The sequence below is a fragment of the Microbulbifer aestuariivivens genome (genome assembly GCF_039545115.1).
Taxonomy (GTDB): Bacteria; Pseudomonadota; Gammaproteobacteria; order Pseudomonadales; family Cellvibrionaceae; genus Microbulbifer; species Microbulbifer aestuariivivens.
The window spans coordinates 20632-47483 of sequence record NZ_BAABRT010000021.1 but is presented as its reverse complement, the minus strand read 5'-3'; the positions used below and the strand labels follow the sequence as shown (position 1 = coordinate 47483).

At 63.1% G+C, this 26852-nt stretch carries 28 protein-coding genes and 1 riboswitch; of the genes, 13 read left to right on the top strand and 15 right to left on the bottom strand.

Features of this window, described 5'->3' with window-relative positions:
• Positions 1-368: 368 nt before the first annotated feature.
• Entirely contained in the window at positions 369-827 is a 459-nt protein-coding gene (locus tag ABEA58_RS12230; protein ID WP_345551894.1) for a TIGR02444 family protein, read from the top strand.
• Here the strand turns inward: ABEA58_RS12230 and ABEA58_RS12225 are convergent.
• Positions 824-1771, bottom strand: coding sequence for a histidine kinase (locus ABEA58_RS12225; RefSeq protein ID WP_345551893.1), 948 nt, complete (start codon positions 1769-1771; stop codon positions 824-826). The genes ABEA58_RS12230 and ABEA58_RS12225 overlap by 4 nt on opposite strands.
• A 710-nt stretch (positions 1772-2481) precedes the next feature.
• Here ABEA58_RS12225 and bamJ point away from each other — a divergent pair.
• Positions 2482-3297: a BamJ family beta-barrel-assembly machinery protein gene (gene bamJ / locus ABEA58_RS12220; RefSeq protein WP_345551891.1), complete on the top strand. Its 816-nt coding sequence runs from the start codon at positions 2482-2484 to the stop codon at positions 3295-3297.
• 206 nt (positions 3298-3503) lie between these two features.
• Here bamJ and rsd read toward each other — a convergent pair whose 3' ends face one another.
• The 10 genes from rsd to rpmE all read right to left on the bottom strand — a co-directional run bounded on the left by rsd (position 3504) and on the right by rpmE (position 11109).
• Complete coding sequence (gene rsd / locus ABEA58_RS12215; protein ID WP_345551890.1) at positions 3504-3971, bottom strand: sigma D regulator; 468 nt, start codon at positions 3969-3971, stop codon at positions 3504-3506.
• 157 nt (positions 3972-4128) lie between these two features.
• Positions 4129-4845, bottom strand: a complete 717-nt coding sequence (locus ABEA58_RS12210; RefSeq protein WP_345551888.1) for an LrgB family protein — start codon at positions 4843-4845, stop codon at positions 4129-4131.
• Positions 4838-5236: a CidA/LrgA family protein gene (locus ABEA58_RS12205; RefSeq protein ID WP_345551886.1), complete on the bottom strand. Its 399-nt coding sequence runs from the start codon at positions 5234-5236 to the stop codon at positions 4838-4840. The genes ABEA58_RS12210 and ABEA58_RS12205 overlap by 8 nt, the downstream gene beginning before the upstream one ends.
• Positions 5237-5252: 16 nt before the next feature.
• A complete protein-coding gene (locus ABEA58_RS12200; RefSeq protein WP_345551884.1) occupies positions 5253-5744 on the bottom strand; it encodes a disulfide bond formation protein B in 492 nt (163 codons plus the stop codon).
• Positions 5741-6343 (bottom strand): acyl carrier protein phosphodiesterase, encoded by a 603-nt coding sequence (locus ABEA58_RS12195; RefSeq protein WP_345551882.1) that lies wholly within the window; start codon positions 6341-6343, stop codon positions 5741-5743. The genes ABEA58_RS12200 and ABEA58_RS12195 overlap by 4 nt, the downstream gene beginning before the upstream one ends.
• Before the next feature lie 24 nt (positions 6344-6367).
• Positions 6368-7948 carry a glutamate--cysteine ligase gene (gene gshA, locus ABEA58_RS12190; protein ID WP_345551880.1) on the bottom strand — a complete coding sequence of 527 codons (1581 nt, stop codon included), beginning with the start codon at positions 7946-7948 and terminating at the stop codon, positions 6368-6370.
• A gap of 113 nt (positions 7949-8061) precedes the next feature.
• Positions 8062-8472: a hypothetical protein gene (locus ABEA58_RS12185; protein WP_345551878.1), complete on the bottom strand. Its 411-nt coding sequence runs from the start codon at positions 8470-8472 to the stop codon at positions 8062-8064.
• A gap of 84 nt (positions 8473-8556) precedes the next feature.
• The gene (locus ABEA58_RS12180) at positions 8557-9810 is read right to left on the bottom strand and encodes a malic enzyme-like NAD(P)-binding protein (protein ID WP_345551876.1); all 1254 of its coding nucleotides are present in this window, start codon (positions 9808-9810) and stop codon (positions 8557-8559) included.
• A 119-nt stretch (positions 9811-9929) separates the two neighbouring features.
• Positions 9930-10718, bottom strand: a complete 789-nt coding sequence (locus ABEA58_RS12175; RefSeq protein WP_345551875.1) for a thermonuclease family protein — start codon at positions 10716-10718, stop codon at positions 9930-9932.
• A gap of 178 nt (positions 10719-10896) precedes the next feature.
• Positions 10897-11109 (bottom strand): 50S ribosomal protein L31, encoded by a 213-nt coding sequence (gene rpmE / locus ABEA58_RS12170; protein WP_345551873.1) that lies wholly within the window; start codon positions 11107-11109, stop codon positions 10897-10899.
• A 233-nt stretch (positions 11110-11342) separates the two neighbouring features.
• On the opposite strand from rpmE, the gene ABEA58_RS12165 reads away from it, so the two are divergent.
• Both ABEA58_RS12165 and ABEA58_RS12160 read left to right on the top strand, forming a co-directional pair.
• Positions 11343-13679, top strand: a complete 2337-nt coding sequence (locus ABEA58_RS12165) for a primosomal protein N' (RefSeq protein WP_345551872.1) — start codon at positions 11343-11345, stop codon at positions 13677-13679.
• Between the two features lie 101 nt (positions 13680-13780).
• Positions 13781-14365, top strand: a complete 585-nt coding sequence (locus ABEA58_RS12160) for an SPOR domain-containing protein (RefSeq protein WP_345551870.1) — start codon at positions 13781-13783, stop codon at positions 14363-14365.
• 102 nt (positions 14366-14467) lie between these two features.
• On the opposite strand, the gene ABEA58_RS12155 is transcribed toward ABEA58_RS12160, so the two are convergent.
• The gene (locus ABEA58_RS12155) at positions 14468-14710 is read right to left on the bottom strand and encodes a DUF2798 domain-containing protein (RefSeq protein ID WP_345551869.1); all 243 of its coding nucleotides are present in this window, start codon (positions 14708-14710) and stop codon (positions 14468-14470) included.
• Between the two features lie 148 nt (positions 14711-14858).
• Here ABEA58_RS12155 and hslV point away from each other — a divergent pair, with 148 nt between their 5' ends.
• From hslV to ABEA58_RS12115, 8 genes are all read left to right on the top strand, one after another.
• A complete protein-coding gene (gene hslV / locus ABEA58_RS12150; protein WP_345551867.1) occupies positions 14859-15398 on the top strand; it encodes an ATP-dependent protease subunit HslV in 540 nt (179 codons plus the stop codon).
• Between the two features lie 113 nt (positions 15399-15511).
• Positions 15512-16837, top strand: a complete 1326-nt coding sequence (gene hslU / locus ABEA58_RS12145; RefSeq protein ID WP_345551865.1) for an ATP-dependent protease ATPase subunit HslU — start codon at positions 15512-15514, stop codon at positions 16835-16837.
• Entirely contained in the window at positions 16838-17212 is a 375-nt protein-coding gene (locus ABEA58_RS12140) for a gamma-butyrobetaine hydroxylase family protein (protein WP_345551863.1), read from the top strand.
• Between the two features lie 253 nt (positions 17213-17465).
• Positions 17466-19097, top strand: a complete 1632-nt coding sequence (locus ABEA58_RS12135) for an alkaline phosphatase family protein (RefSeq protein WP_345551861.1) — start codon at positions 17466-17468, stop codon at positions 19095-19097.
• A gap of 199 nt (positions 19098-19296) precedes the next feature.
• A riboswitch (TPP riboswitch) is annotated at positions 19297-19413 on the top strand.
• A 56-nt stretch (positions 19414-19469) separates the two neighbouring features.
• Entirely contained in the window at positions 19470-21761 is a 2292-nt protein-coding gene (locus ABEA58_RS12130) for a TonB-dependent receptor (protein WP_345551860.1), read from the top strand.
• Between the two features lie 118 nt (positions 21762-21879).
• Positions 21880-22143, top strand: a complete 264-nt coding sequence (locus ABEA58_RS12125) for a YkoF family thiamine/hydroxymethylpyrimidine-binding protein (protein WP_345551858.1) — start codon at positions 21880-21882, stop codon at positions 22141-22143.
• Positions 22136-22777: a nicotinamide riboside transporter PnuC gene (gene pnuC / locus ABEA58_RS12120; protein WP_345551856.1), complete on the top strand. Its 642-nt coding sequence runs from the start codon at positions 22136-22138 to the stop codon at positions 22775-22777. Before ABEA58_RS12125 ends, pnuC begins: the two co-directional genes overlap by 8 nt.
• A gap of 32 nt (positions 22778-22809) precedes the next feature.
• On the top strand, positions 22810-23697 hold the full coding sequence (locus ABEA58_RS12115; protein ID WP_345551854.1) for a phosphotransferase: 888 nt from the start codon (positions 22810-22812) through the stop codon (positions 23695-23697).
• Positions 23698-23737: 40 nt separating this feature from the next.
• Here ABEA58_RS12115 and ABEA58_RS12110 read toward each other — a convergent pair whose 3' ends face one another.
• The 3 genes from ABEA58_RS12110 to ABEA58_RS12100 all read right to left on the bottom strand — a co-directional run bounded on the left by ABEA58_RS12110 (position 23738) and on the right by ABEA58_RS12100 (position 25854).
• Positions 23738-24331, bottom strand: coding sequence for an HNH endonuclease (locus ABEA58_RS12110; RefSeq protein WP_345551852.1), 594 nt, complete (start codon positions 24329-24331; stop codon positions 23738-23740).
• Positions 24332-24477: 146 nt separating this feature from the next.
• Positions 24478-25323 (bottom strand): SPFH domain-containing protein, encoded by an 846-nt coding sequence (locus ABEA58_RS12105; protein ID WP_345551850.1) that lies wholly within the window; start codon positions 25321-25323, stop codon positions 24478-24480.
• A gap of 66 nt (positions 25324-25389) precedes the next feature.
• Complete coding sequence (locus ABEA58_RS12100) at positions 25390-25854, bottom strand: NfeD family protein (RefSeq protein ID WP_345551849.1); 465 nt, start codon at positions 25852-25854, stop codon at positions 25390-25392.
• A 196-nt stretch (positions 25855-26050) separates the two neighbouring features.
• Here ABEA58_RS12100 and ubiE point away from each other — a divergent pair, with 196 nt between their 5' ends.
• A complete protein-coding gene (ubiE, locus tag ABEA58_RS12095; RefSeq protein ID WP_345551847.1) occupies positions 26051-26800 on the top strand; it encodes a bifunctional demethylmenaquinone methyltransferase/2-methoxy-6-polyprenyl-1,4-benzoquinol methylase UbiE in 750 nt (249 codons plus the stop codon).
• Positions 26801-26852 lie beyond the last annotated feature (52 nt).

Here is a 26852-nt window from a genome sequence, read left to right as displayed (position 1 = left end):
GATGGCGGTGGCCCGGTCGGCGTCCGGCCGCCGGCGGCGCACACCGGGACGAAACTGTACACTAGACTATCTGGCGTGCGGGCACTCTGATAGCGCACTCTTTGCGCGCGCTTTTTACCCGCACGCTGCATGAGTACACGTAATAGGCACTCTCAATGAGCAGGGTAATGAGCGCTGTGTCCGCGGCGGAATTTACCGCATGAAATTCAGCGCTGCGGATTTTAGGCCTTACGTCACGCAATTGCGATGGCCGCTGGAACCGGCGCAGCCCGGGCGGCGAGCAGCTGGCAACGCGCCGGGCCTAGCAGCGGTTAAGACCAGGCAGTGAACAGGTCCAGGCGATAGGAGCAAAACCCATAGCCAAGCCGATGGAAAATCCCCTGTGGCAGTTCAGTCTCGATTTTTACCGGCGGGATAGCGTGTCCGGGTTTCTGCTGGACTGCCAGGACCGCCTGGGAGCCGATGTGTGCCTGCTGCTCTGGGCCAGCTATCGGCAGCTGGCCGGGCAAAGCCTGAGCGAGGAGGGCTGGCGGGTGGCGGAGCGGGCGCTGGCGCCGCGGCGGCGGATGATCGACAGTGTTCGCCACCTGCGCCGCTGGCTGGGCCGCATGCGTCCGTATATGGCCTGGCCCTATGGCTGGTGCAAGAACTACGAGCTGCGCCTGGAGCGGCGCCAGCTGGCGGTGCTGTGGCAGCTGGAACAGGAACACTGGCCGGGGGAGCGCACGGCACTGCAACTGGCCGCGGCGCATTATGGTATGCCACAAAAAGATCAGGCCCGCTGGGCGGGCCTGATCTCTGATTACCGGGGGGAGAACGCCGGTTAGCTCTCGCCGGAATCCTCGCTGGAAAAGAGACTGTTGGCCGGCGTCGTTGGAGTAATGCTCGGCACGGGACTGGAAGAGGGCGCGGCTGCCGGCTTGCTCTCCGCAGGCTGCGGCGAAGCGAACGGACGAGGCTCCGGCGTCTTGTCCAGCGGCTGGCTGGCGGATGGCGTTGCTTCGGGCTGCTTGGGCTCGGCCGCCGGCTTGCTCGCCACCACCGGCTTGGACTCGGCCGGCTTTTGATCCGCGACTTTTGTTTCCGCTGCCTTCGGTTGTGCTGCTTTCTGTTCGCTAGGCTGGGCTTTGCCGCTATCCGCTGTTGCCGGGGTCGGCTTGCTGGCGGCGGCCTTGGTCGGCGCCTTTTTCACGGCTTTTTTGCTCACTGGCTTGGTCGCTGACTTGCTGGCGGCTTTTTTGGCCGCGGGCTTGGCAGTCTTTTTCTCGGCGGCGGGCTTGTCAGCGGTCGCTTTCTTCGCGGCAGTTTTCTTGGCTGCGGTCTTGGTGGCTGTCTTGGCTTTGCGGGTGGACTTCTTCTTGGCAGTGCCTTTGCCGGCCGCTTTTTCAGCTTTCGCCGCGATTTTGGCAATGGCCTCAGCGGCCTTCAGCTCGCTCTTGGCGGTGGCCTCTGCCTGCTTGGCCTGGGCCGCAGCCTCTTTTGCCTGCTCCAGGGCGGACTTCAGGTCCTCAACCTTGGCAGCGGCGGTGTCGAGGCGTTTTTGTACAGCGGCGGTTTTGCTCTTGCCTGCGGCAGCGCGGGCATTGGCCAGTTGCTCCTTGGCCTTGCCGAGCTTGTCCTTGGCGGTGGTGAGGGCCTTGGCCGTTTTCTTAACTTCTTTACCGGCGTCGGCGACCTGTTTGGTGCGGGCCTTATCCAGTTGAGTGGTGAGTTTTGCAATTTGTGCTTCCAGTTCTGCGACTGGATTGACAGCTTTTCGTTTGGCAGCCATGGGTGAATATCCTGAGGTTTATTATCGATTCGGTGCGGCCGGAGCGGGCCTCCGGCAAACGTGCGGCATCCACCGCGATCGCTAGTTCGTGCACTGAACCGTTGTCCCGAACTCGTGTGACCACCTCTGCGATTCAGAACAACAGCAGCTCGAGCTGGGATAATAGCGTTGTTATTTGTGAAGTGCATCCCTGGGGCAAAGTAAAAAACGCGAACAATAGCGAATCAATTCACATCGTATCGACATCGCCCACCACTCGCTACCATTACCGTGATGACGAGCCTAAAGTTGGACACGGTATGCACCGCCATCGGGCATGGGTTAGACTTGCGATAACCCGCCGATCCCAATAGCGACTACCTATGGTTACTGCGGTAGTTACTGCAGTGACTGGTAAAGTGGCAGGTAAGTGGTTGGTAAATAGTTACTGAACACTTAGGAAATAGGTAGTAAATAAGTGCTAATTAGGCGCGAGGGCTAAATAGCCAAGCGTGCCAGCCAGGCACTTAGCGTGCGCGAGGTGCTAGACAAGTACACCAAGTACTGGATAGCTACTCAAGGGTTCGACCGGTAGCAATCGGTGCAGCGTGCGGTGTGAAAGCACCGATGTGTTACCTGGAGTGCGGGCGGCGGTGTGCAGGTAGAGGTTTGGCCAGCGCAACCCGCAAACACAGGAAAGTAAATACACCACGGACTAAGAGACCATCTTCATGAACAAATATCGATTGGCTGCTGCGGTTGCCCTGGGCCTCTCTCTGGCCGGCTGTAGCAAGCAGGATTCCGGTGCGGTTACCGAAGTGCCACTGGAGACCCAGGAGCAGAAAGTCAGCTATATCATCACCGAGGATATGGCCCTGCGGCTGAAGTCCCAGGGCGTCGAGCTCGATCCGCAGGTGGTGATCATGGCGTTGAATGATGTCGCCGAGGGTCGCGAGTCCCGCCTTGGAGACGAAGACAAGCAGCAGGTTATCGCCGCATTCCAGGAGCAGATGCAGAGCAAGCAGCAGGAAATGCTCGCTAAGCAGGAAGCGGATTTCAAAGCCGCCGCCGAGGAAAATGCAGCCAAGGGCAAAGCCTTCCTGGAAGAAAATGCTGAGAAAGAAGGCGTGGTGGTCACGGATTCCGGTCTGCAATACAAGATTGTCCGCGAAGGCAGTGGCGACTCACCGAGCGCTGACAGCACTGTGGAAGTGGATTATCGCGGCACCCTGCTCGACGGCACCGAGTTCGATAGCTCCTATGCCCGCGGTGAGCCGGTACAGTTTCCGGTTAACGGTGTGATTCAGGGTTGGACCGAGGCGCTGCAGCTGATGAAGGAAGGCGGCAAGTGGGAGCTCTATATTCCCGCGGAGCTGGCCTATGGCCCCGGTGGCGCCGGCGGCCTGATCGGCCCCAACGAAACCCTGGTTTTTGAGGTGGAGCTGCACAAGGCCAATGTGAGCGACCAAAGCGCCGACGGCGACGACTCCGCTACGGAAGAAGGTGCTGAGGAGGCACAGCCGGAAGAGGGTGATTCCGCGCAGTAAACCTGCCGGCTACCTGTTCCGTCGCTGACGGCACTTGATAAAAAAGGGCGAACTGCGGTTCGCCCTTTTTTTTTGCGTTTCGGATCAGCCGGGCTGGAAACATAAAGAGAGTAAATCTTGGCTGTATCGGTGAATTTCAGCTGTTAATGATTAATCCTTGTTTCTTAAGCCCTAACATTTTTCAGTGGTTCCGATAGTTGTTCGCATCAGGCCGTCGGATTCTGGTGTGCGGTGTGCAGCACGGCGATCATGCGATCCTCGGAGGCAAAGCGGGTTTCCAGGGCTTCACCGAGCTGCGACAGATCCGCCTGCAGGCTGGAGAGGTCATCGGTCTCCAGATATTTGTCATTGAAATCGACGGCGACATCGGTGGTGGCGTCGATTTCCCGGTACAGGGCCTTGGACTCCTCGAGTCCGGGCTTGTCGTCAAACGCCTGCCCTTCCAGCACCAGCTGCTCGTAGACCTCGAAGTGTCCCGCGGAGACATAGTCCACCAGGTTCTGGCACAACTCGCGCAACTGCGCCTCGGACTCGCGGTCTCCATCTTCGAATGCCTTCTTGCCGGAGAGGCCGCAGAAGCTGACGAGCAATGCCTGCCTGGTCTGTAGCCAACGGTCGATGATGTCGCTTACCCCACCCCAGCGCTCGTGCGCAGACTTACAATTTTCCAGCATTTCCGGGCTTCCTGTTATTGCCTTGACCGCAGTTGCGCTTGCCGCCGGGCATCCCTGTGCCGGTGTGTGGAAAGCGTTCATGGAAGATAGGTGATTGACCCGCCGCCGGCAAGAAAGCGGCGGCTTTGACCGCCAGAATGCGCGAAAGGCTGGCGGCTCAAAGGGTGAGAAACAGCGGCAGAGCAAAGGCGGTGAGGGCGCCGCAGAGCCCCATGGCCAGCGCCGCAAAAGCTCCGCACAGGGCGCTGATTTCCAGTGCCCGCGCCGTGCCGATGGCGTGGGCGTTGATGCCCAGGGCGAAGCCGAGCACGCGGTGATCGCGGATACCCAGACGCGCGCAGAGCGGCGGCCCCAGCACCGCGCCGACAACGCCGCTGAAAACCACGATGCCCACGGTGAGGCTGGCGGCGGCGCCGACCTTTTCCGCCAGTCCGAGGGCGATGGGCGTGGTCACCGCCTTGCCGCTCAGCGCCAGCAGAATGGGCTCGGCGGCGCCCAGCAGCAGGGCGAACAGCACCCCCGCCGCCGGCGCCAGCGCCGCTCCCACCGTCAGTGTGACCAGCAGCGGCCAGGCGGCGCGGCGGATAATCGGCAGGTTCTGCCGCAGCGGCACCGCCAGTGCCACCACCGCCGGACCCAGCAGGGCGTACAGCAGGCCGCTTGCGCGCTGGTATTCCCCGTAGGGCATCTGCAGCAGCCACAACACAGCGGCGGCAAGCGCACTGGCGCCCACGATCGGGTGCAGCAGTGGCGTGCCGCTGCGGCGGTAGACGGCCAGGCCAAACAGGAAGGCGCCGATGTTCAGCGCCAGAATCAATACCGGCGCGGCGAGGGCCGAGGTGGACAGTGCCGAGGGAGAGAGGTATTCAGTCATTGGGCGGGCCCGGGTCTGTCCTGCGCAGCAGCCACTGCAGCAGCAGCGCCGAGATCAGCAGGCTGAACAGGGTGCCGACGGTGGTGGCAACCAGCAGGGCCAGCCAATCCGAGGGGGCAAAACCGCGCAGGAAGTAAACGCCCACCGCTGCCGGCAGGAACAGCAGTGCCAGCAGTCGCAGCAGCAGTCCGCTCACATCCGCCAGGCCGGCGGGAACGCTGCCGTACAGCATCAGGCCGAACAGCAACAGCAGCATGCCCAGTACCGAGCCGGGAACCGGCAGCGCCAGCCACAGGCCGAGCGCGGTGCCCAGCCGTTCACAGAGCACCAGGGTGGCCGCGCCGGTGAGCCAGCTGGCGATACGCCGGAGTGTGATGCGGGGGCGGGACACGGGATGCCAGTGACGATTAATGCTTGCGGAAGGCCTGCCAGACCCCGAAAGCGACCAGGCCACTGAAACCCACCGCCGACCAGCCGGCGATACTGAGCCCCAGCCAGGTCCAGTGCACCTCGGCGCAATTGCCATCGCCGGTGAGCAGTGTCCTCACCACCTCGGCGATGGGGAAGGCATCGAGCATATAACTGATGCCGGGGCCGCAGGCCGGAACCTGATCCGCCGGCAGGCTCTGCAGCCACAGCTGGCGGCCGGCGAAATAGAGCCCACCCAGGGCCCACAGCGAAACCAGCAGTCCGTAGACGCGCCGGCCGATGGTCGCCGGGTTGTGCAGGAAGGCGGTCAGTGACACCAGTCCCACGCCCAACAGCATGACCCGCTGGGTAATGCACAGCGGGCAGGGTTCCAGCCCCTGCACATATTCGAGATAAAAGGCGGCGCCGAGCAGGAACAGAACGGAGAGAAAAACCAGCAGAAAAGTGCTGCGGGGGTTGGGGAGCATCATGGGAATTGGGGCCCTGAATTATTCTGGCGGAAGCGCGCGGCTTCGCGGCTCAAGTCTTGCAACAGTGCTTCAAACTGCGGTTGCAGCGCCGCGCGCGCGGCCAGCAGTTCCGGCAGCATATGTTCGAGGGCAACCGGGCGGCGCAGCCGTTGGCCGACGCGCAGCAATGCCTGCTCGATCACCTGCTCGTCGCGGTAACGCTGCAGCAGTTTAAATTGCTCGGCGCGGTGCATAAACGCCTGAGCGCGCGGCGGAATATACCGGCTGCGGCGGCGAAAGTCTTCCCAGCACTCGGCGCTGTAGGCTTCCAGCGGCTGTGGGTGCCAGCGCGGCCAGGTCTGGCACAACAGGTGGTCGAACCAGATATCCAGGGCAATGCCGGCGTAGCGGCGCCAGCGCGGGTGCAGTTGCGCCAGTGCGGCGCGGTAGGCGGGGTGGCTGTCGGTCAGGGCGTCGATGCGCCGGTGCAGGCGGATGCCGGCCTCGATGGCGGTGGGACGCTCACCGGCGAGCGGCCCCTTGACGAAATCCCCCAGCAGGCCGCCCAGGCGCCAGTCGGGATCGGGACCGGACAGCAGCAGGTGGGCGAGATAGTTCACTGCGCAGAGCCGGTCCGGCGGTGATCAGAGCTGGCAGAAAGTGTACTGGGCATAGTAGTTGCCCAGATAGTCCTCAAAGCTGCCGGTATCTGCCGCCTCCACTTCGGCCTGACGCTGCAGGGATTCGCGGGCTTCGCGCTGGAAGCGCTCGCGGTCGGCCTCATCCAATGGGCGGTTGAGGAAGTAGTCGCGATGCTGCTCCGCCTGCGCCGCCGCCCACTGGGAAAAGCTCTGGCCGCGCTCGGCCATTTCCGCGAGCACGCGCTGTGCCGGCGTCGCCGCTTCGCCCCGCACCTTGGCCCGCTGGGCTTCCAGCGCCACGCGGTGCGCGTCGCTCTGCCAGGCGCGATCGAGCAGGTCGGCCACCGGCTGCATTTCAGACAGCAGTTTTTCGGCCCACTCGGTCAGCGCGATCTCGCCGCCGTTGTGGATCAGCTTCAACTCCGGGTCGCGGCCGCGATAGACGATGCGGGCCTGGTTCTCCTGCACCGCGCGGTAGTCGCTTTCATCGGTCTTGGGGCTGTCCTGCAGCAGGCAGTGCAGCAGGAAGCAGTCGATAAAGCGCATCTGTTGCGCGTCGATGCCCAGCGGCGCGAAAGGGTTGAGGTCGAGGCAGCGCACCTCGATGTACTCGACACCGCGATTGTCCAGGGCGGACAGCGCCGTCTCCCCCATGCGGGCGGGGTTTTTCGGCCGGATCGGCGAGTAGAACTCGTTTTCAATCTGCAGCAGGCCGGTGGAGAGCTGTTGATAGTGGCCCTCGGCATCCTTGATGCCGAGTTTGTGGTACTCCGGGTAGGGGTGGCTGATGGCCTCACACAGGGTGGCCAGATAACTGGGCAGGTCGTTGTAACAGACCGTCAGGGACTTCTGCGCATCACTGTTGTAGCCGAGGTCGCCCATGCGCAGGGAGGTGGCGAAGGGGGCGTGCAGGCTGTGGTCATCGCCGTTGAACGGCTGCAGGCTGTGTTCGCGGTGGTCCACAAAGGAGCGGCACACCGCCGGCGCGGCGCCGAACAGGTAGATCAGCAGCCAGTAGTGACGGCGGAAATTGCGGATCAGGTCGAAATAGCGGCGGGTCTTGAAGTCCCCCAGTGACTCATCGCTGCCCTCCTGCCCATGCAGCCAGCGCCAGAAGTCATCCGGCAGCGAGAAGTTGTAGTGAATACCGGCGATGGTCTGCATGGTGCGTCCGTAGCGCAGCCCGAGGCCGAGGCGGTAGACGGTTTTCATGGTGCCACTGTGGGAGCTGCCGTAGCGCGCCACCGGAATATCGTCGTCCCTGCCCAGGCGGCAGGGCATGCTGTTGACCCACAGGCGCTCGTCGCCGATATGGCGGTAGGTGTAGCGGTGAATCTGGTCCAGCTCCTCCAGTGCCGCCTCCGGTGTCGCCATCGGCGGGGTGATGAATTCCAGCAGGGCCTCGGAGAAGTCGGTGGTAATGGCGGCGTGGGTAAGCGCGGAACCCAGCGCCTGCGGGTGCGGCGTCTGCGCCAGCGCGCCGTCCGGCGCCACGCGCAGGCTTTCTTTCTCGATCCCGCGGCGAATGCCCTTCAGCAACTGCAGGGGGTTGGGCTGGGCCAGTGCGGCCAGGTGGTTGGGCACTCGAAACTCCTTACTGAGGCTGGTGGCGCCGTGGCCAGACTCCGCCGGCGCGGCCGGCGGCAGTGGCAATCGCACCGATATGGGGGCGGTGCGGGGCAACTCAAGTCAGTCGCTCAGGCGGCGGACCCGGAGTGGGCCATATCTTCCAGGGGCTGGTCCGGCGTGATCTCGGGGGGATCGGCGGGCATGATTTCCGGGGCGCCATCCGGAGCAACCTCCGGCGCCGGTTCCGGGCTCACCTCGGGGTTGCTCTGCGGCGGCAGCTCCTGCGGTGCGCCCGGCTGGATTTCCGGGTCGCCCAGGGCTTCGGCGGGTATCTGCGGCTGCCCTTTGGGGCCGAGCGGGCACTCGAACAGCTCGATGCGCAGGTTCACGTTGCGGGTGTTGGCCTCAAACATCTGGTTGATGGCGACATCCTTGTGCTCGCTGCGGAACAGGCGGTTGGCGTCGCGGCCGTCGATCCACTCGTTGCTTTTGCTCAGGAACTGCTTGTGCTGATTGGTCAGTACGTAGACGTGACTCATGCGGTGGAAAAACTCTCATGCCGTATCAGAACAAGCAGTGTAGCGAGGGGGGTGCCCCGGCTCAAGCCGGGGCGGGCCGGCGTTTCAGAGCGGCGCCAGCGGATAGTGCTGCGGATAGGGCAGGCGCGCGGCGCCACTGTCCACCGCGGCCTGGGCCACGGCCGCCGCCACTTCCGGCAGCAGGCGCGGATCGGTGGGCTTGGGCAGAATATATTCTGGGCCGAAAGCCAGCTCGATACCGCCATACCCCTCGCGCACCGCGTCCGGCACCGGCAGGTGCGCGATCTTGCGCAGCGCCTCGATGGCCGCCAGTTTCATGGCCTCGTTGATGCGCACCGCGCGCACGTCCAATGCGCCGCGGAAGATGAACGGGAAGCACAGCACATTGTTGACCTGGTTCGGGTAGTCCGAGCGGCCGGTGGCCATGATCAGGTCATCGCGGGTGCGGTGGGCCAGTTCCGGCGAAATTTCCGGGTTGGGGTTGGAGCAGGCGAACACGATCGGGCGCGGCGCCATCTTGGCCAGCTGATCGGCGGACAGCAGGTCCGGCCCCGACACACCGAGGAAAACGTCGGCGCCGTCGATGGCGTCATCGAGGGTGCGCATATCGGTATCCCGCGCCCACTCGCCCTTGTAGGCGTTGATGTCGGTGCGCCCGGAGTGGATGACCCCGCGGCTGTCGAGCATGGTGATCTGCTCTTTGCGCGCGCCGGCGGCCAGCAGCAGCTTGCAGCAGGCGGTGGCGGCGGCACCGGCGCCGAGGCAGACAATGCGCACGTCCTCGATGCGTTTGCCCTGGATATCGAGGGCGTTGAGCATGCCCGCGACGGTGACGATGGCGGTGCCGTGCTGGTCGTCGTGGAACACCGGCACCTGGCAGCGCTCGATCAGCGCCTCTTCAATGTGGAAGCATTCGGGGGCCTTGATGTCCTCGAGATTGATGCCGCCGAAGGACACGGCGATATTGGCCACGGTCTGGATGAACTGCTCGGGGCTGGGCGCGTCCACTTCGATATCCACCGAATTGATACCGGCAAAGCGCTTGAACAGCAGCGACTTGCCCTCCATCACCGGCTTGGAGGCCAGCGGGCCGAGGTTGCCGAGGCCGAGGATGGCGCTGCCATCGGAGATCACCGCCACCAGGTTGCCCTTGCCGGTATAGAGGTAGGCGGTCTCCGGGTCCTTGGCGATCTCGCGGACCGGCTCTGCCACCCCGGGGCTGTAGGCCAGGGAGAGGTCTTCCTGGGTCTGGGCCGGCGTGGTGAGTTCAACCGAGAGTTTGCCCGGTGTGGGCAGGGCGTGGTAATCCAGCGCTGCCTGGCGCATTGCATCCGTCATCGTGGAAATTATCTCTTTGCGTTCTCTACCGGCGCGGGGCGGCCGGCGGGGTTACTGCGGGCCGCAGAGAATAACCGACAGGGGAACTGCAGGACAAGGCGAGGCTGGGAATCGGAAAGTCAGTTTCTACTAATTTCGATGGTAAATTCGGAATCTATCGCAATAAACCAGCGTTTATTTTGCGGATGGCGGGATGCGTATTTCGCACCCCGGTCGACTAGCCAGCCTTTTACTTCTATTTCCCGGTTCAGCCAGTGGCGTCTGGGCGGTTGCCCGCTTTCCGCGTCGGGATCTGGGTCGCGGTCCTGGTCTTGCTTGTAGTTTTCAGTGTGGTCTTGGGTGTGGTTGAACTCGCGAGGAGCCTGGCGCAGCCGCACCGCAACAGGTCCGTCCAGTTCCAGCCACACAAAGCGGTTGCGCTCCACCGCCAGCACCCGCCCGCGCAGGCGCACAAAACCGCCGTCTCCGGGTCGTACGTCCCTCGCCTGCAGGACTGGCCAGACACCCTCCGCCCACAGGCCGCGCCCGGCCCGGCGGGCTTGCGCCTGACGCTGCGCCAGGCACTCGGCCAGCGACAGGTTGGGGGCGATGGCCACATGGAAGGCGAGCCCGGCGCTCAGCAGTGCCGCTTCCAGGCTGTCGCCGCGGCTGTTGTGGACGTGGGCGAGCAGGCGGCCATAGCGGTCATGGCGGTCGCGATCATACACCAGCTTCAGCTCGCCCCGGCCGAGAAAGCGCTCGACGAATTGCCGCGACTCCAGCGCCAGCGGTTGCGCGGGCCTGCCGTCGCGGGCCAGCTCCGGCGCGTTGACCCCTATAAGGCGCACCCGCCGCCCATCCCGCAGCAGCAGCGTATCGCCGTCCTGCACTTTTTTCAGGGTGACGATTTCATCCGCCGGCCCCAGCACACAGTCGGCCGTTGCCGGCAGGCTACAGAGCAGGGCGGCCGCATAAAAGAGACAGGCACAAAAAAAGGCACCGCGGGCGCGGGCCCAGGGTGCCTTTTTTGCAGCTCGCGACCGTCTGCTAAAGGCGGTCGGCGACGCCGGGTTCGACATGGCGCGCAGGGCGCTGACGACCGCGGCCTTACTTGCTGATGCGGCTGCCGAAACGCTTCTTGAAGCGGTCGACGCGGCCACCAGTGGTCGCTTGCTTCTGCTTACCAGTGTAGAAAGGGTGACACTGGGAGCAGACGTCCAGCTGGATGTCCTTCGCCATGGTGGAGCGGGTCTTGATGACATTGCCGCAGGAGCAGGTAGCGGTCATGTCGGCGTAATTCGGATGGATATCGTTCTTCATGATGGCCTCTTTTCGAGTCCGCCACCCGGTCTGTCGCCGAGCACGGAATCGTCGTTGGTACAGGAGCCGCCGGGGAATCCGGAGGTCCGGGCTGCTTAAAAAGTCGGCGCATACTATCAGAATAGCGTGGCCAATCAAGAGGCAAAACGCGGCCAGCCCCCGCCGGCTGGGCAATACGCCGCGGTCGGCATGCCCTCCTGCAGGCAGTACACTAGCGCCCCTGAACCGGCGGCGTGTTTTTGGCCTTTATGGCCTGCATCGTCATCGGCTCGGGCTGGGGCGCCGGCAATGGGCGCGCAACATTGATCGACAGAGATGAGAGAAGGGGGCGAGCGTTGCAGCAGGCGGATCAACAGGGCGGTATTCTGCGGCTGGCGGTGCCTGTGCCCCTGCGGCGGCTGTTCGACTACCTGCCGCCGGCGGGTGTCGATCCGGCCTCGCTGGTCCCCGGCCAGCGCCTGTGGGTGCCTTTTGGTGGCCGCAAGCTGGTGGCGGTACTGGTGGAACGGGTCGGCGAGTCCCCGCACGAAAATCTCAAGCCGGCGCTGGAGCTGATCGACCAGCAGCCGCTGTTCGATGCGCGCAGCCGCGAGTTTATGCGCTGGGCCGCCGCCTATTACCAGGCACCGCCGGGAGAGCTGTACGGCGCCGCGCTGCCGGCGGCCCTGCGCAAGGGCAAGCCCGCCGATCACTGGGCCGAGCAGTGGCTGGCGCTCACCACCGAGGGCAAGGGGTTGCCGGAATCCGCCCTGGCGCGGGCGCCGAAGCAGCAGGCCCTGCTGCAGCGCCTGCTGTCCTGCGGCCCCCAGAGCAGGACGGCACTGCGCGCCGAAGGGGTGACCGCGGCGGTGATCCGCGCGCTGCAGGATCGCAAGCTGGTGGCCTGGCACTCCGGCCCCACGGTGCCGCCGCCGCTGCCTGCCGCCCGGTCAAAAACACCCGTGGCCGAGCCGGCAGCCCCGCCGACGCTCAACGACGAGCAGCGACAGGTGCTGGCGGAAATCCCCAGCGAGGGCTTTTCCGTCTCGCTGCTGGAGGGCACCACCGGCAGCGGCAAGACCGAAGTCTATCTGCGCCTGATGGAGCGGGTACTGGAGGCGGGCCGTCAGGCGCTGCTGCTGGTGCCGGAAATCGGCCTCACCCCGCAGACCCTGCGGCGCATCGCCGCGCGTTTCCCCCAGCGCAGTATCGCCGCCCTGCACTCGGGCCTCGCCGAGGGGGAGCGGGCGCAGGCGTGGCTGGCGGCGGCAGCCGGGCAGGCGGATATCGTCATCGGCACCCGCTCGGCGATCCTCACGCCGCTACCGCGGCTGGGCGCGGTGATCGTCGACGAGGAGCACGACGGCTCCTTCAAACAGCAGGACGGGGTGCGCTACTCCGCCCGCGATCTGGCGGTGGTGCTGGGGCGCATGGCCGCAGTGCCGGTGCTGCTGGGTTCCGCCACCCCGTCGCTGGAAAGCCTGCACAACGCGCTGCATGGCCGCTATCGGCACCTGCGCCTGCGCTACCGCGCCGGCGACGCCAAGCCGCCGCAGATCCACGTGGTGCCGACCCTCGGCCAGCAGCTGGAAGAGGGCTTTGCGCCCCAGGTGCTGCGCCATATCGGCGAGACCCTAGCGCGCGGTGAGCAGGCGCTGGTGTTCATCAACCGGCGCGGATTCGCCCCGGCGCTGACCTGTGATGACTGCGGCTGGCTGGCGGATTGCCCCCACTGCTCCAGCAAGCTCACCCTGCACCGGCGCGAGCGCAGCCTGCGCTGCCACCACTGCGACTATCGCCGCCCGCTGGTGAACAGCTGCCCCGAGTGTCACAGCCGCGCCCTCAGCGCCCTCGGCGGCGGCACCGAGCGCAGCGAGGCGCTGTTGGCACAGCGTTTTGCCGACTATCCGGTGATCCGCGTCGACCGCGACACCACTTCCAGCAAGGAGGCGTTGGACCGCCTGCTGGCGCCGGCGCGGGACGGCGAGCCCTGCCTGCTGCTGGGCACCCAGATGCTGGCCAAAGGGCACCATTTGCCGAAAGTGACCCTGGTGGTGATTCAGGACGCCGATGGCGGCCTGTTCAGCGCCGACTTCCGCGCCTCCGAGCGCATGGGCCAGTTGCTGGAGCAGGTGGCCGGTCGCGCCGGCCGCGGCGCGCTGGCGGGGCGCGTGCTGGTGCAGAGCCGCTTTCCCGAACACCCGCTGCTGCAGCTGCTGCTGGAAAAAGGCTACGCCGCCTATGGCCGCCAGCTGCTGCGCGACCGCGCCGCCGCCGGCCTGCCGCCGGTGCGGGCCATGGCTCTGTTGCGGGCGGAGTGCGAGGAGCCGCGCTGGGCGCAGGATTTTCTCGCAGAGGCGCGGGCCATGCTCGAGAGCCTGGCGCCGTCGTCACCGCAGCTGCAATACCTGGGGCCGGTGCCGGCGCTGCTGGAGCGCAAGTCCGGGCGCTTCCGTTTTTACCTGCAGATCACCGCCGAGCAGCGCGCCGATTTACCGCCGCTGCTGGCGCGGCTGTGCGCCTGGGCGGAGGGCTATCGCAACCGGCGCCTGCGCTGGGCGGTGGATATGGATGCGCAGGAGCTGGCCTGAGGGGGCTCGGGTGCCGGCGCGCCGCTGGCCGAATAGCGTTACAATCCGCCGCCACAGACAAACCATAAAGAACACGCCCGAAAGACAGAGAAGTCACGTCTATGAGCCGCCGCAATGTCCGCCACCGCAGCAACAGTGCAAGCAAACCCGCCTGGGTCTGGTTTGTGCTGGGGAATTTCACCGGCGGTTTTGCCGTATTCGTGCTGTTTCTGAACGGCCTGCAGAGCGAAGCGCCAGCTGCGGCCGTTGAGCCAAAGCGGGCTGAACAGGCCCAGCCGGCCGAGCGGGAATCCAAACCCCGTTTCGATTTCTACACCCTGCTGCAGGAAAACCAGGTCCCGGTGCCGCCGCCGAAAACCCCGCAGCCGGCCCGCCGCGGCAGCGCCGCGCTGGATGCTGAACCGCAGGATAGCGCCGCGCCCGCGCCGCCGACGGTGGAACCGGCGCTGGTGTATATCCTGCAGGCAGCCTCTTTCCGCGATGCGGCGGAGGCGGAGCGGCTGCGGGCACAGCTGACCCTCGCCAATCTGGATGTGAGTGTCGAGACCGCCAGCGACAGCCGCGGCACCTGGCACCGTGTCTTGGTCGGCCCCTATACCAGCCGTTCCCGTGTGGCCAAGGCCAGGGAGGTGCTGGCGGAGCACCAGCTGATGCCGCTGGTGCTGAAGCGGCCGCAAAAGCGCTGATCCGCCGCTGCACCTGTTTGCTCAAACGCCCCGCCTCGCGGGGCGTTTTCGTGTCTGGCTGGCGGATTTTGTCGCTGCGCCGGCATTGAATCTACACAGCAATTAAGCGGCGGGGCCGCCCTCCACCACCCGGCGGGTGGCGCGGTGTGCCAGTGGCGCGATCATGGAGATCAGCGGGAAGGCCACAATCCAGGCCACTATCCACGAGCGCAGCCAGCGCAGCAGGAAGCCGCTATCGAAGCCGGTGTTGATGGCGGTGATCACCGCGGACATCAGCAGTGACATCAGGCACGACATGATCAGGGCGAATACCGGGGTGTAGAAACGCTGGGACAACTTGGCCATGAACAGCTCCACAGTGAATCGGACGATAGAAGGGCGGTGATTATAGGGCTTTGCCGCCGCCGAGTTGAAAAGCGGCCGGCGCGACCACATTTATGGGTTTCTGAACCCATCCCCTGCAGCCGCAGGAGTAACCGACAAGGGGCCCACAGTGGAACAGTTTCGCGGAACCACCATTCTTTCCTGCCGGCGCAACGGCAAGGTCGTTATCGGCGGTGACGGCCAGGTGTCCATGGGTAACACCATCATGAAAGGCAACGCCCGCAAGGTGCGCCGCCTGTACAGGGACCGGGTGATCGCGGGTTTTGCCGGCGGCACCGCCGATGCCTTTACCCTGTTTGAACGCTTCGAAGCCAAGCTCGAGGCCCACGGCGGCCAGCTGACCCGCGCCGCGGTGGAGCTGGCCAAGGACTGGCGCACCGACCGCGCCCTGCGCCGCCTGGAGGCGTTGCTGGCGGTTGCCGATGAGAGCGCCAGCCTGATCGTCACCGGCAACGGCGACGTGATCCAGCCGGAGAACGACCTGATCGCCATCGGTTCCGGCGGCCCCTTCGCCCAGTCCGCCGCCCGCGCCCTGCTGGAAAATACCGACCTGGATGCGCGCACCATCGTCGAACAGGGCCTCAAGATCGCCGGCGACATCTGCGTCTACACCAACCAGAACCACACCATCGAAGAGCTGGAGTACTGATCCCGGCCCGCCCGGGACTGCGTGCCGATATGCGTCATGTCGCAGCGCGGCCCGCTGGCGGCATCCGCACCTTAGTTCGCTCCCGTTGAAAAGAATCGTTTGCAGGAATTTCCATGTCTGAATCCCAGATGACCCCCAGAGAGATAGTCCACGAGCTGGACCGCCATATCGTCGGTCAGCAGGAAGCCAAGCGCGCGGTGGCCATCGCGCTGCGCAACCGCTGGCGCCGCATGCAGGTGAATGAAGAGCTGCGCGCGGAGATCACCCCGAAAAACATCCTTATGATCGGCCCCACCGGGGTCGGCAAGACCGAGATTGCCCGCCGCCTGGCCAAGCTGGCAGGAGCGCCGTTTGTAAAGGTGGAGGCGACCAAGTTCACCGAAGTGGGCTATGTGGGTCGCGATGTGGAGTCCATCGTGCGCGATCTGGTGGAAGTATCGATCAAGCTGGAGCGCGAGCGCGCCATGGCCGGCGTGCAGCAGCGCGCCATGGATGCCGCCGAGGACCGGGTGCTGGACGCCCTGTTGCCCCCGGCGCGCAGCACCGACCCCAGCGAGCGCGATTCCAGCACCCGCCAGCTGTTCCGCAAGAAGCTGCGCGAAGGCGAGCTGGACGACAAGGAAGTGGAGATCGAAGTGTCGGTATCCCCCATGGGGGTGGAGATCATGGCGCCCCCGGGCATGGAGGAGATGACCAACCAGCTGCAGGGCATGTTCTCCAATATGGCCCAGGGCAAGACCCGCAAGCGCAAGCTGACGGTCAAACAGGCGATGAAACAGCTGACCGACGAAGAGGCGGGCAGGCTGGTCAACGACGAAGAAATCAAGAGCCGCGCCATCCGCGCCGCCGAGCAGAACGGCATCGTGTTTATTGATGAGATCGACAAGGTGGCCAAGCGCCAGGAGACCGGCGGTGCCGATGTATCCCGCGAGGGCGTGCAGCGGGATCTGCTGCCGCTGATCGAGGGCTCAACGGTCACCACCAAGTACGGCATGCTCAAGACCGACCATATCCTGTTTATCGCCTCAGGCGCCTTCCACCTGTCGAAGCCCTCGGACCTGATTCCGGAGCTGCAGGGCCGCCTGCCGATCCGCGTGGAGCTGCACTCCCTCACCTCGGCGGATTTCCAGCGCATTCTCACCGAGCCATCCGCCTCCCTGACCGAACAGCAGAAGGCGTTGCTGGCCACCGAGGGGCTGCAGCTGGAGTTTGCCGACGACGGTATCCGCCGCATCGCCGAAGTGGCTTACGAGGTGAACGAGCGCACCGAAAATATCGGTGCCCGCCGCCTGCACACGGTGCTGGAGCGGTTGCTGGAGGAAATCTCCTTCGCCGCCGGCGACGGCGACAGCAAGGCGCTCACCGTCGACGCGGAGTATGTGGACAGACATCTGGGCGAGCTGAGCCAGAACGAAGACCTGTCGCGGTTTATCCTGTAAATGCAGCCGAAAAAAATCCGCCTCAACCGGCAGCAGAAAACCCTGCAGCTGCTTTACGCCGACGGCGACTACACCCTGCCGGCGGAGCTGCTGCGGGTCTATTCCCCCAGTGCCGAGGTGCGCGGCCACGGTGCCGGCGAGGGCCAGCTGGTGCACGGCAAGCTCAACGTGGGCATCGAATCGGTGGAGGCCGCCGGCCGCTATGCGCTGAAGATCGTCTTCACCGACGGCCACGACAGCGGCATCTTCACCTGGACCTACCTGCGCCAGCTCTGCGAGGGCCAGAGCCGGTACTGGGCGGACTACCTGGCGCGGCTTGAGCGCGCCGGCAGGGGCCGCGACCCGGACGAGAGCGCGGTGAAATTCATCGGCTGAGCGGGCGCCTGTCGCCTGCTTCGACATTCCGCTAGCATAGACACTCTTATAAAGCGCACCCTGTCCAGCGCACCCCGTTTCCCGCGCGGGCCTGCAGAAGCCCGGCGCATATGGCGCCGGATCCTGTGGCGCCGGACCCTGTTGTCAGGCGCTGCCTGCGGATAGCGGGCGGCTGTTGTAGCCGGTGCCGTGAATAAAGGGTTAAAGAGTCGCGCACAGATCACCTGATTGCGCCTGATTGTGAGAGTTGTCTATGGCCGTCAAACACCTCATCGCCGCCGCCCTGGGCGCGGCGCTGGTCTCCGCCTGCACCGAGTCCGGCGACACTGCCGCCGCTAGCAGCCACCGCGCCGGCGAAAAATCCCCCGCCGCCAGCATCACCTTGCCGCCACAGCAGCGCGACAGCGCCTGGTTCGCCCAGGCCCAGCGGGATCTGGGGGCGGCCAGTGAAGTGGTGATCGATAACCGCCCCGGCGCGGCAAAAAATATCATCCTGTTTGTGGGCGACGGCATGGGCATCTCCACCGTCACCGCCGCGCGCATTCTCGCAGGCCAGCAGCAGGGCATGAGCGGTGAGGAGTATCAGCTCAGCTTTGAGAAAATGCCCTTCGCCGGGCTGATCAAAACCTACAACACCAATCAGCAGACTCCGGACTCCGCCGGCACCGCCACCGCCATCATGAGCGGGGTGAAAACCAAAGCCGGCGTGTTAAATGTGGCCGAGGATGTGCCCCGCGGGGACTGCCTCGCGAGCCGGCAGCGCCCACTGGTCACCGTGCTGGAGCTGGCGGAATCCCGCGGCAAGAGCACCGGTGTGGTCAGCACCGCGCGCCTCACCCATGCCACCCCGGCCTCCACCTATGCCAAGGTGCCGGAGCGCGGCTGGGAATCCGATGACGCGCTGCCCGCGGACGCGAAGGAAAACGGCTGTGTGGATATCGCCGCGCAGATGGTCGCGCTCGAGGCCGGCAATGGTATCGATGTGGCCATGGGCGGTGGTCGCCGCCACTTCCTGCCGGTCTCGGTGACCGATCTGGAAGGGCAGCCCGGGCGCCGCCAGGATGGCCGCAATCTGGTGCAGGAGTGGCAGCAGCGTTATCGCGCTGGCGGCGCCAGCGCGGTGTATATCGAGGATCAGGCCGGATTCGAGGGAGTCGATATCGCCGCCACCGACAAACTGCTGGGCCTGTTTGAGTCATCCCATATGCGCTACGAGGAGGACCGGGGCAATGATGTGGCCGGCGAGCCCTCCCTGTCGGCAATGACCGCCACAGCACTCAAGCTGCTGGAAAAAAATAGCGATGGGTATTTCCTGCTGGTGGAGTCCGGCCGGATCGACCACGGCCACCACGCCGGCAGCGCCTACAGCGCGCTCACCGACGCGGTGGAATTTGCTCGCGCCGTGCAGGTGGCGATGGATGGCACCAGCGCCGAGGATACCCTGATCATCGTCACCGCCGACCACAGCCACGTATTGACCATCGCCGGCTACCCGACCCGCGGCAACCCCATTCTCGGCAAGGTGGTGACCAACGATAGCCACGGCGAGCCGGAGCCTGCCCCGGCGACCGCCAAAGACGGCATGCCCTTCACCACCCTGAGCTATGCCACCGGGCGCGGTTTTGCCGACCTGGGTGACGAGACCGATGCGGATGTGCGCTATGAGCTGCCGGCGGCGGCGGGACGCCACGACCTGAGCGAGATCGACACCACCGCGCCGGGCTTTCACCAGGAGGCGCTGGTGCCCCTGGCCGGGGAAACCCATGCGGGCGAGGATGTGGGAATCTGGGCCCGCGGCCCCGGCGCGCACCTGCTGGGCGGTACCAATGAGCAGAGCTATATCTTCCACGTGATGGCCAGGTCCGGCGCGCTGCTGCCGCACTGATCCCCATCCCCAGCGCCAAAAAATCCGCCCCCGACAGCATTGCGCTGCGGGGGCTTTTTTGTGGCGCGCAACCTGAGCTCTAGACTTCGCACAAAGCGCGCTGCAGCCTGCAGCAGACAGCGCCGTAAACGCCGGCGGGCGCAACACTCGCTTGTCAGCCTGAATAACGCTCGGCGAACAATCCTGTTATGATGCCGCCGCACAACCTAAGGGGTGGCTTCGGCCTGAGATGCGCGCGGGATCTGATGATCCCGGCAAGCGAACCCTTGAACCTGATCCGGTTAATACCGGCGTAGGAATAGGTAAAGAGTTTCAGCCCTCCCCACGTCGCATTCCGGGTCTCTTTCACTTTATTTTGATTGAGAGAGAACCATGCAAATTCCCACTGCAATACATTCACGACTGCATCCACTCGCCTGGTCCGTCATGGTTATGCTGATAGTCGCCGGCTGTCTGTCGGGCGCACAGGCAGCCGCGGCCAGCGAAGCGGCATTATCCAAAACGCTGCCATCCAAAACCCTGCCCCACAACAAAATCCAGTCCGACAAAAGCGTGTCCGACAAAACGGTATCCCCGCAAGCAGCGGCTACTGAAGCGGCTGCGATCGGGCTCGAAGAGGTGCTGGTGACAGGCCAGCTCCGCGACGCGCGGCAGCTGGAACTGCCCACCAGTGTCACGGTGCTGAACAGCGCGGTGATCAGCGCCCGTGGCGCCGCCAATCTGGAGCAGCTTGTGAATCTGGCCCCCAACGTCAATTTTGCCGCCGGCGCCTCCCGCGGGCGTTTTATTCAGATTCGCGGTATCGGTGAGCGCAGCCAGTTTATCGACCCGGTCAATCCCTCCGTCGGCCTGATGATCGACGGTATCGACTTTACCGGTCTGGGACTGGCGGCCAGCACCCTGGATATCGCCCAGGTGGAAATTCTGCGCGGGCCGCAGGGCACCGCCTACGGCGCCAACGCCCTGGCGGGCCTGGTCAACATGATCGGCAATGCCCCCTCTGAAAACCCCGTGAGCGAGGTTTCCGCCGAGCTGGCGCAGTACCAGGGCCGCACTCTTAGCGCGGTGAACAGCGGTGCGCTCAGCGACCAGCTGAGCTACCGCCTTGCGGGCCGCACCCAGCGATCCGATGGCTATATCGACAATGACTTTTTAAACCGGCAGGACACCAGCAACATCGATGAGTCGGTGGTGCGCACCAAGTTGCGCTACCAGGCCGGCGATGACCTGCAACTGGATTTCAATGGTTTCTATATCGATGCCGACAACGGCTACGATTCCTTCTCGCTGGAGAATACCCGCACCACACTGTCCGACCAGCCGGGCTGGGATCGCCAGCGCACCCTGGCCGCTTCGTTGATTACCCGCTGGAGCGGCAGTGAACACTTCACCCTGGAAAGCACCCTGAGCGCGGCGGACTCCACTACCGAATATGGCTATGACGAGGACTGGACCTACCAGGGCTTCCACCCCTGGGGGTACAGCTCCACGGACAACTACCGGCGCGACAGGGCCAATGTCAGTGCCGACCTGCGCCTGCGCTCCACCGATGCGTCCCGACTGCTGAAGGGCCGCAGCAGTTGGGTGGCCGGAATGTATTTTCGCAGTGGAAGCGAAGACCTGCGCCGCAGCAAGAGCGATGCGAATCCGTTCGACAGCCGCTACGACACCGCCAACGCGGCTATTTACGGCCAGCTGCGAACAGAGCTTGGCGATACCCTGGCGCTGGTCACCGGCCTGCGGTTGGAGCAGCGCCATGCGGACTACCGCGATTCCCTGGCGGTCGGCTCCGGCAATGATGAAAACCTGTGGGGAGGCAATATCGCCCTGGAATACGACCTGGCCGGTGACACGCTGGTGTATGCCGCCCTGTCGCGGGGCTACAAGGCCGGGGGGGTGAATGGCCGTATTATCTCCGCGTCGGCGACCAACTCGGATATCGGTAGCGACTTGTTTGAGTTTGAGACCGAGCACCTGCTCAATTACGAGCTGGGGCTAAAGGGCGCGTGGCTGCAAAACCGCCTCCAGGCGCAGCTGGCGGCCTTTTATCAGGACCGCCGCGATGTTCAGGCCAAACAGTCCATCTTCGATCCCAGCGATTTTTCCTTCGACGACTTTATTGCCAATGCCGCCGCTGGCGACACTGTGGGGTTGGAAGTCGAGCTGAATTATCTGGCCAGCGAATCCCTGCGCCTGTTCGCCTCGGCGGGCTGGCTGAATGCAGAGTTCGAGGACTTCATCAGCTCTTCCCATGTGGACGCCCGAGATGATGGCAATGGTATCGCGCTGCCGCCGGTGAATCTGAGCGGCCGCGATGTGGCCCACGCGCCCAGCTACCAGTTTTTTACCGGAGCCGAATACGCCTTCACACCACAGCTTACCCTGCGCCTGGAACTGGAAGGCAAGGACGACTTCTATTTTTCCAACAGCCACGATAAAAAATCCACCGCCTACGAGCTGTTGAATGCGCGCCTGACTTATAGCCGCGACAACTGGCAGGCGTCACTGTGGGGCCGCAACCTGGCGGATAGGGATTACTACACGCGGGGTTTTTACTTCAGCAACCAGTATGGCAACAACCCAGCCAACGACTATGCGCCGGAGCCCTACTACCAGTTCGGCGAGCCGCGGCTGGCGGGTGTTGCCGCGAGCTACGCTTTCTAGGCAAGTATTTCTCAGCAGATTTTTCTGCAGGAATCTTCCTGAACGAATTTTTTAAACAGTGAAAAACGCCCGGGCGGCCCTGCGCCCGCAGCGTTGCAAGCCTGCATCGGAGCGAGTCGTGAAGCTTTCCGTCGAAATCAGCATGTACCCGCTAAAAGACGAGTACATCCCCAGCATCAGGCAGTTTATCCAGCGCCTGAACCAATATGCCGGTTTGCGGGTGATCACCAACACCATGAGCACCCAGGTGTTTGGCGATTACGATCTGTTGATGGATATCCTGAAACAGGAAATGCGCAGCGCCTACGAGCAACACGGTCGCGCTATTTTTGTCTGCAAGTTTATTGAGGGGGATCTCGCCCCGGGTGCCGGCGATGAGTGAGCCGGAGCCAGGCAGCGCCCTTACCGCCGCACTGGCAGCGATGTCGCTGTGGGAAATAGCCGCCGTGGTCCTGGCGCTGGCTTACCTGCTGCTGGCCATGTGGGAAAAAATCAGCTGTTGGTATGCGGCCTTTGCCAGCACCGCCATCTATACGGTGCTGTTCTGGGACGTAAACCTGCTGATGGAGTCTGCGCTGCAGATTTTTTATCTGATCATGGCCGTCTATGGCTGGTGGCAGTGGCGGCACCACCGCGAGCGGCAGCAAGACCTGCATATCCACCGCTGGACACCGGCACAGCACATGGTGGCGATTGTGGGGGTGCTATGCCTGACCCTGCTGTTCGGCTACCTGCTGGATACCCGCACCAGTGCCGCCCTGCCCTACCTGGATTCCTTCACCACCTGGGGCGCAGTGGTCACCACGTTTATGGTGGCGCGCAAGGTGCTGGAAAACTGGCTCTACTGGTTCGTGATCGATGGGGTGTCGATCTACCTTTATCTGGATCGCGAACTCTACCTCACCGCACTGCTGTTCCTGGTTTATGTGGTGCTGGTGGTTGTAGGCTTTTTCCAGTGGCTGGCGATCTATCGGCGCGAAAACCAAAACGCGGGCAAGCCGGCGGCACTGGCCTGACACCGTCGTGACGGTTGCGAGTGAATGACCGAATGAAAGCGGAAGCAAGCTGCATTATTCCCGCCGACTGGCACCTGTGGAGCGAAACCCGCCCCAGCGTCATCCGGCCGCTGGCCGGCGGTTTGACCAATCAAAGCTACCTGCTCAGCGCCGGCGGGCGGCGGCTGGTGCTGCGAAAAAACTCCCCCATCAGCGCGGCGCTGGATCTCGATCGCGCCGCGGAGGTGGCCGCACTGAGACAGGCCGACCGCGCCGGCCTCTGTGCGCCGCTGGTGTACAGCGACCCCGATCATCAATATCTGGTGACAGAGTATCTCGAGGGCGCCCCCTGGCGGGCACAAGGCCCCGCCGATCTGCAGGCGCTGGCGCAGCTGCTGCGCCGCATACACGCATTGCCGGCGATCGGTGTTCGCCTTGACCTCGCCGAGAAGGTCGGCGCCTACTGGAATGCAATCGACGAGGGGCTGGAAAATTACCGCACTTTAGCGGTACTGGAAAAACAATGCCGGCAGAAGCTTGCCGATCTCGCCGCATCGGCGCGGCGGGACTGCCTTTGCCACAATGATCTTTCCACTGGCAATCTTATCGTTACCGGGGATGCCGGACTGTTGGCGATCGACTGGGAGTACGCCGCCATGGGCGATCCATTTTATGATCTCGCTGTGGTGATCGAGGATCACTGTCTAAATCTTGCGGAACAGAAGGTCCTGCTAGAAGAATATTTGGACGAATTTGTGTCTCACCTAGATTGGCAACGCCTCTATCGATGGAGAATTATTTATAAGTATTTATGTATCCTTTGGTATTCCGTGAAATCATCTTCAAGTGTCGAGTTTCAAAAGGAAAACCAGCAGGAGATCATGAATAGAGCATCTGAGCTTGTAAATTTCTGTTCAGTAAATGACTGTCCAAAGTTATAAGAATGCTAGCAGTGATCAATTTAGGTTGCGTGTTTGGAGTTTATTGAATGTTTGCGCTCTTCGAGAGGTTGTGGCGAGCACATAATAGTTGAATATTATCGGCGCTTAGAGAAGTTCCACCTTTTGAGTAAGGGAGTATGTGATCGAAGTGGAGTTCGTCAGAGGCCCCACATTCAACGCACTTTCCAGAGTCTCTTTTCCAGACTGCAATTTTTATTGCGGTGGGAATGATGCGACTGTGTTTTGAGGGTCTATCCTCTTCAGAGAAAAATGCCTTGTCGCAAGATGCGCTTTCTACAGTAAGTAGTTTAAATTTGAAAACCGTTCTAGATTCATCCTGTTCGCGCCAAGAGTCCACTAGATTAAAAAAGCCGTTATCAGACCATATTCCCTTCTTAATTTTTTCATATACACGAACAATATCCGGTTTCTTTTGGCCGCTTTTAAAATCCTGCGCTGCTTTGTGAAACTTGCCATTTTCTGAGAGCTTACCGGAAGGTAGGAACTCTGGTTGATCTACTGACTTAGGATTCTTAGTCGCCGCAGTTCGTGCAATGTCATGTCCCTCGTAGATGAGTATGGACCCATCATCTTCGATACGATCTTGGTAAGGAGCATTAGCATGTAGTGACATCAGGATTACAGAGTAGCCACCTCTTAAGCGAAAGTTCATGCCGCGTTGGAGGTTTGCTCCTTCTATTTGGCACATTTCAAGGTATGAAATTATGTTCCCTCGCATAGAGGTGGCCTCAATAAGTTTTTAAAAATAACTGATGCTTACTAGCGGTTTAACAGTCCCTTCACCGCCTGCGGCAGGTCCGCCGGCAGGATCACGTTCTTGGCATTGGCAGACTGGGACAGCTCCGAGAGTGCGGAGATATAGCGCTCGCCCAGCAGGTACATGACCGGCATTTCCTGCTCGCCGATGGCGGCGGTCACGCGCTCGATGGCTTCGCGGCTGGCGTCGGCCAGAACCACCTGCGCCTTGGCGTCGCGCTTGGAAGCCTCCAGGCGGCCGTCGGCTTCGAGAATGGCCGCCTGCTTTTCGCCCTCGGCGCGGGTGACGGTGGCGCGGCGCTGGCGCTCCGCGGCGGCCTGTTCTTCCATCGCCGCCTGCATGGTGGGGGACGGGTTGATGTCCTGAATCTCCACCGTCTTCAGGTTGATGCCCCAGTCGGCGATATCGTCGGAGATGCCCTCCTTGAGCTTGGCCTTGATCAGGTCGCGGGAAGACAGCGCCGCGTCCAGTGACATCTCGCCGACAATCGAGCGCAGTGCGGTCTGCACCAGGTTCTGGATGGCGATCTCATAGTCCTCGACGCCGTACACCGCCTTCTCCGGCGAGACGATATTGATATAGGCCACGGCGTTGGCAATGATGGTGGCGTTGTCCTGGGTGATCACCTCCTGCGAGGGAATATCCAGCACGATGTCCTTGGTGGTTACCTTGTAGGGCACCTGATCCACGTAGGGAATAATCACATTCATGCCAGGCGTCAGCGTCGTATGGTATTTCCCCAGGCGCTGCACAATATGTTTGGAGCCCTGCGGCACGATGCGCACGCCCATGCCGATGGTAATAACGACCAGCACCACCAGTGCCAGAATGACAAATAAACCTTCCACTGCTTTTCCCTCCCTCGGGACTCGATAAATACGAAAGTGTGTTTGAGTATTTTGCGTTCTTTTTAACTATGCGTGCCGGGTGACGATTAAAGTATTGCCGGAGATATCCTTGACCTGTACCCGCTCGCCGATCGGCACTTCCGCGGTGCAGATAAATATCCACTCGTCCTCGCCGAGAATGGGAGCGGGAAATTTCAGGCGGCCGCGGTCGCGCCCCTGATTGGACTCGATCACCATGCCCACCTGTCCGGCGAGCGCCTCGGCGGCCATGCCGGCGGTGGTGCGATCTTTCCACTGCGGGCGCACAAAGCGGAACCATGCCAGCAGGAAGGCCAGCGACAGTCCGGCCCACAGCAGCAGTTGCAGGGTGATCGGCAGATCCAGCAGCAGCATCAGCACACCCATGGCGAGCGCCGAGAGGCCAAACCAGAAAAGGATAAACCCGGACACGAAGATTTCCGCGGTGACGAGCAATAACCCCAGAACCAGCCAGTGCCAGTAAGCGATATGCAGGTTTAGCCAGTCCAGCATGGCAATTTCCTTTTTTTATTTTTTAGGACGGCCATTATGCCAAAAACCAATGTGTCGGGGTGGGCGGCCTGTAATGTATTTGCCCGGCGGCCCTTGCGCAGCACGTGCCGGGCGGTAAAGTGCCCCGCGCGGCAGTGCCTGATGGCGCTCGGCAATGTACAATGCCACCACTGAATCAGGTTCCGCAGGCGCAGCTATGACCGACCGCAAAACGACCCATTTCGGCTACCAGGAAGTTCCCGTGGAGGAAAAGGCCGGCCGCGTGGCGGAAGTGTTCCACTCGGTGGCGGCACGCTATGACGTGATGAACGACCTGATGTCCGGCGGCATCCACCGCCTGTGGAAGCGCTTTACCATCGAGCTGTCCGGCGCCCGCCCGGGGCAGACGATCCTGGATATCGCCGGCGGCACCGGCGACCTGACCGCGCGCTTCTCCCGTATCGTCGGCCCCGAGGGACAGGTGGTGCTGGCGGATATCAACGAGTCGATGCTGCGGGTGGGGCGCGACCGCCTGCTGGACCGCGGCATTGCCGGCAATGTGGTGCCGGTGCAGGCGGATGCCCAGTACCTGCCGTTCCCCGACAACACCTTCGACTGCATCACCATCGCCTTCGGCCTGCGCAATGTCACCGACAAGGACCTGGCGCTGCGCGCCATGCTGCGGGTATTGAAGCCGGGGGGCCGCCTGCTGGTGCTGGAGTTCTCCAAGCCGCAGTCGAAGCTGCTGGAAAAGATCTACGACCAGTATTCTTTCCGCCTGCTGCCGCTGATGGGCAAGCTGGTGGCGGATGACGCCGACAGTTACCGCTACCTGGCGGAGAGCATCCGCATGCACCCGGATCAGGAAACCCTCAAACAGATGATGGTGGATGCCGGGTTTGTGGATTGTGAATTCCACAATATGACCGGCGGCGTCGTCGCATTGCACAAAGGCCTCAAGCCCTGATTGGCTTGCCGCGCCGCCCCGGTGGGCGCGCGCACTGACCCGATCGGTCTGG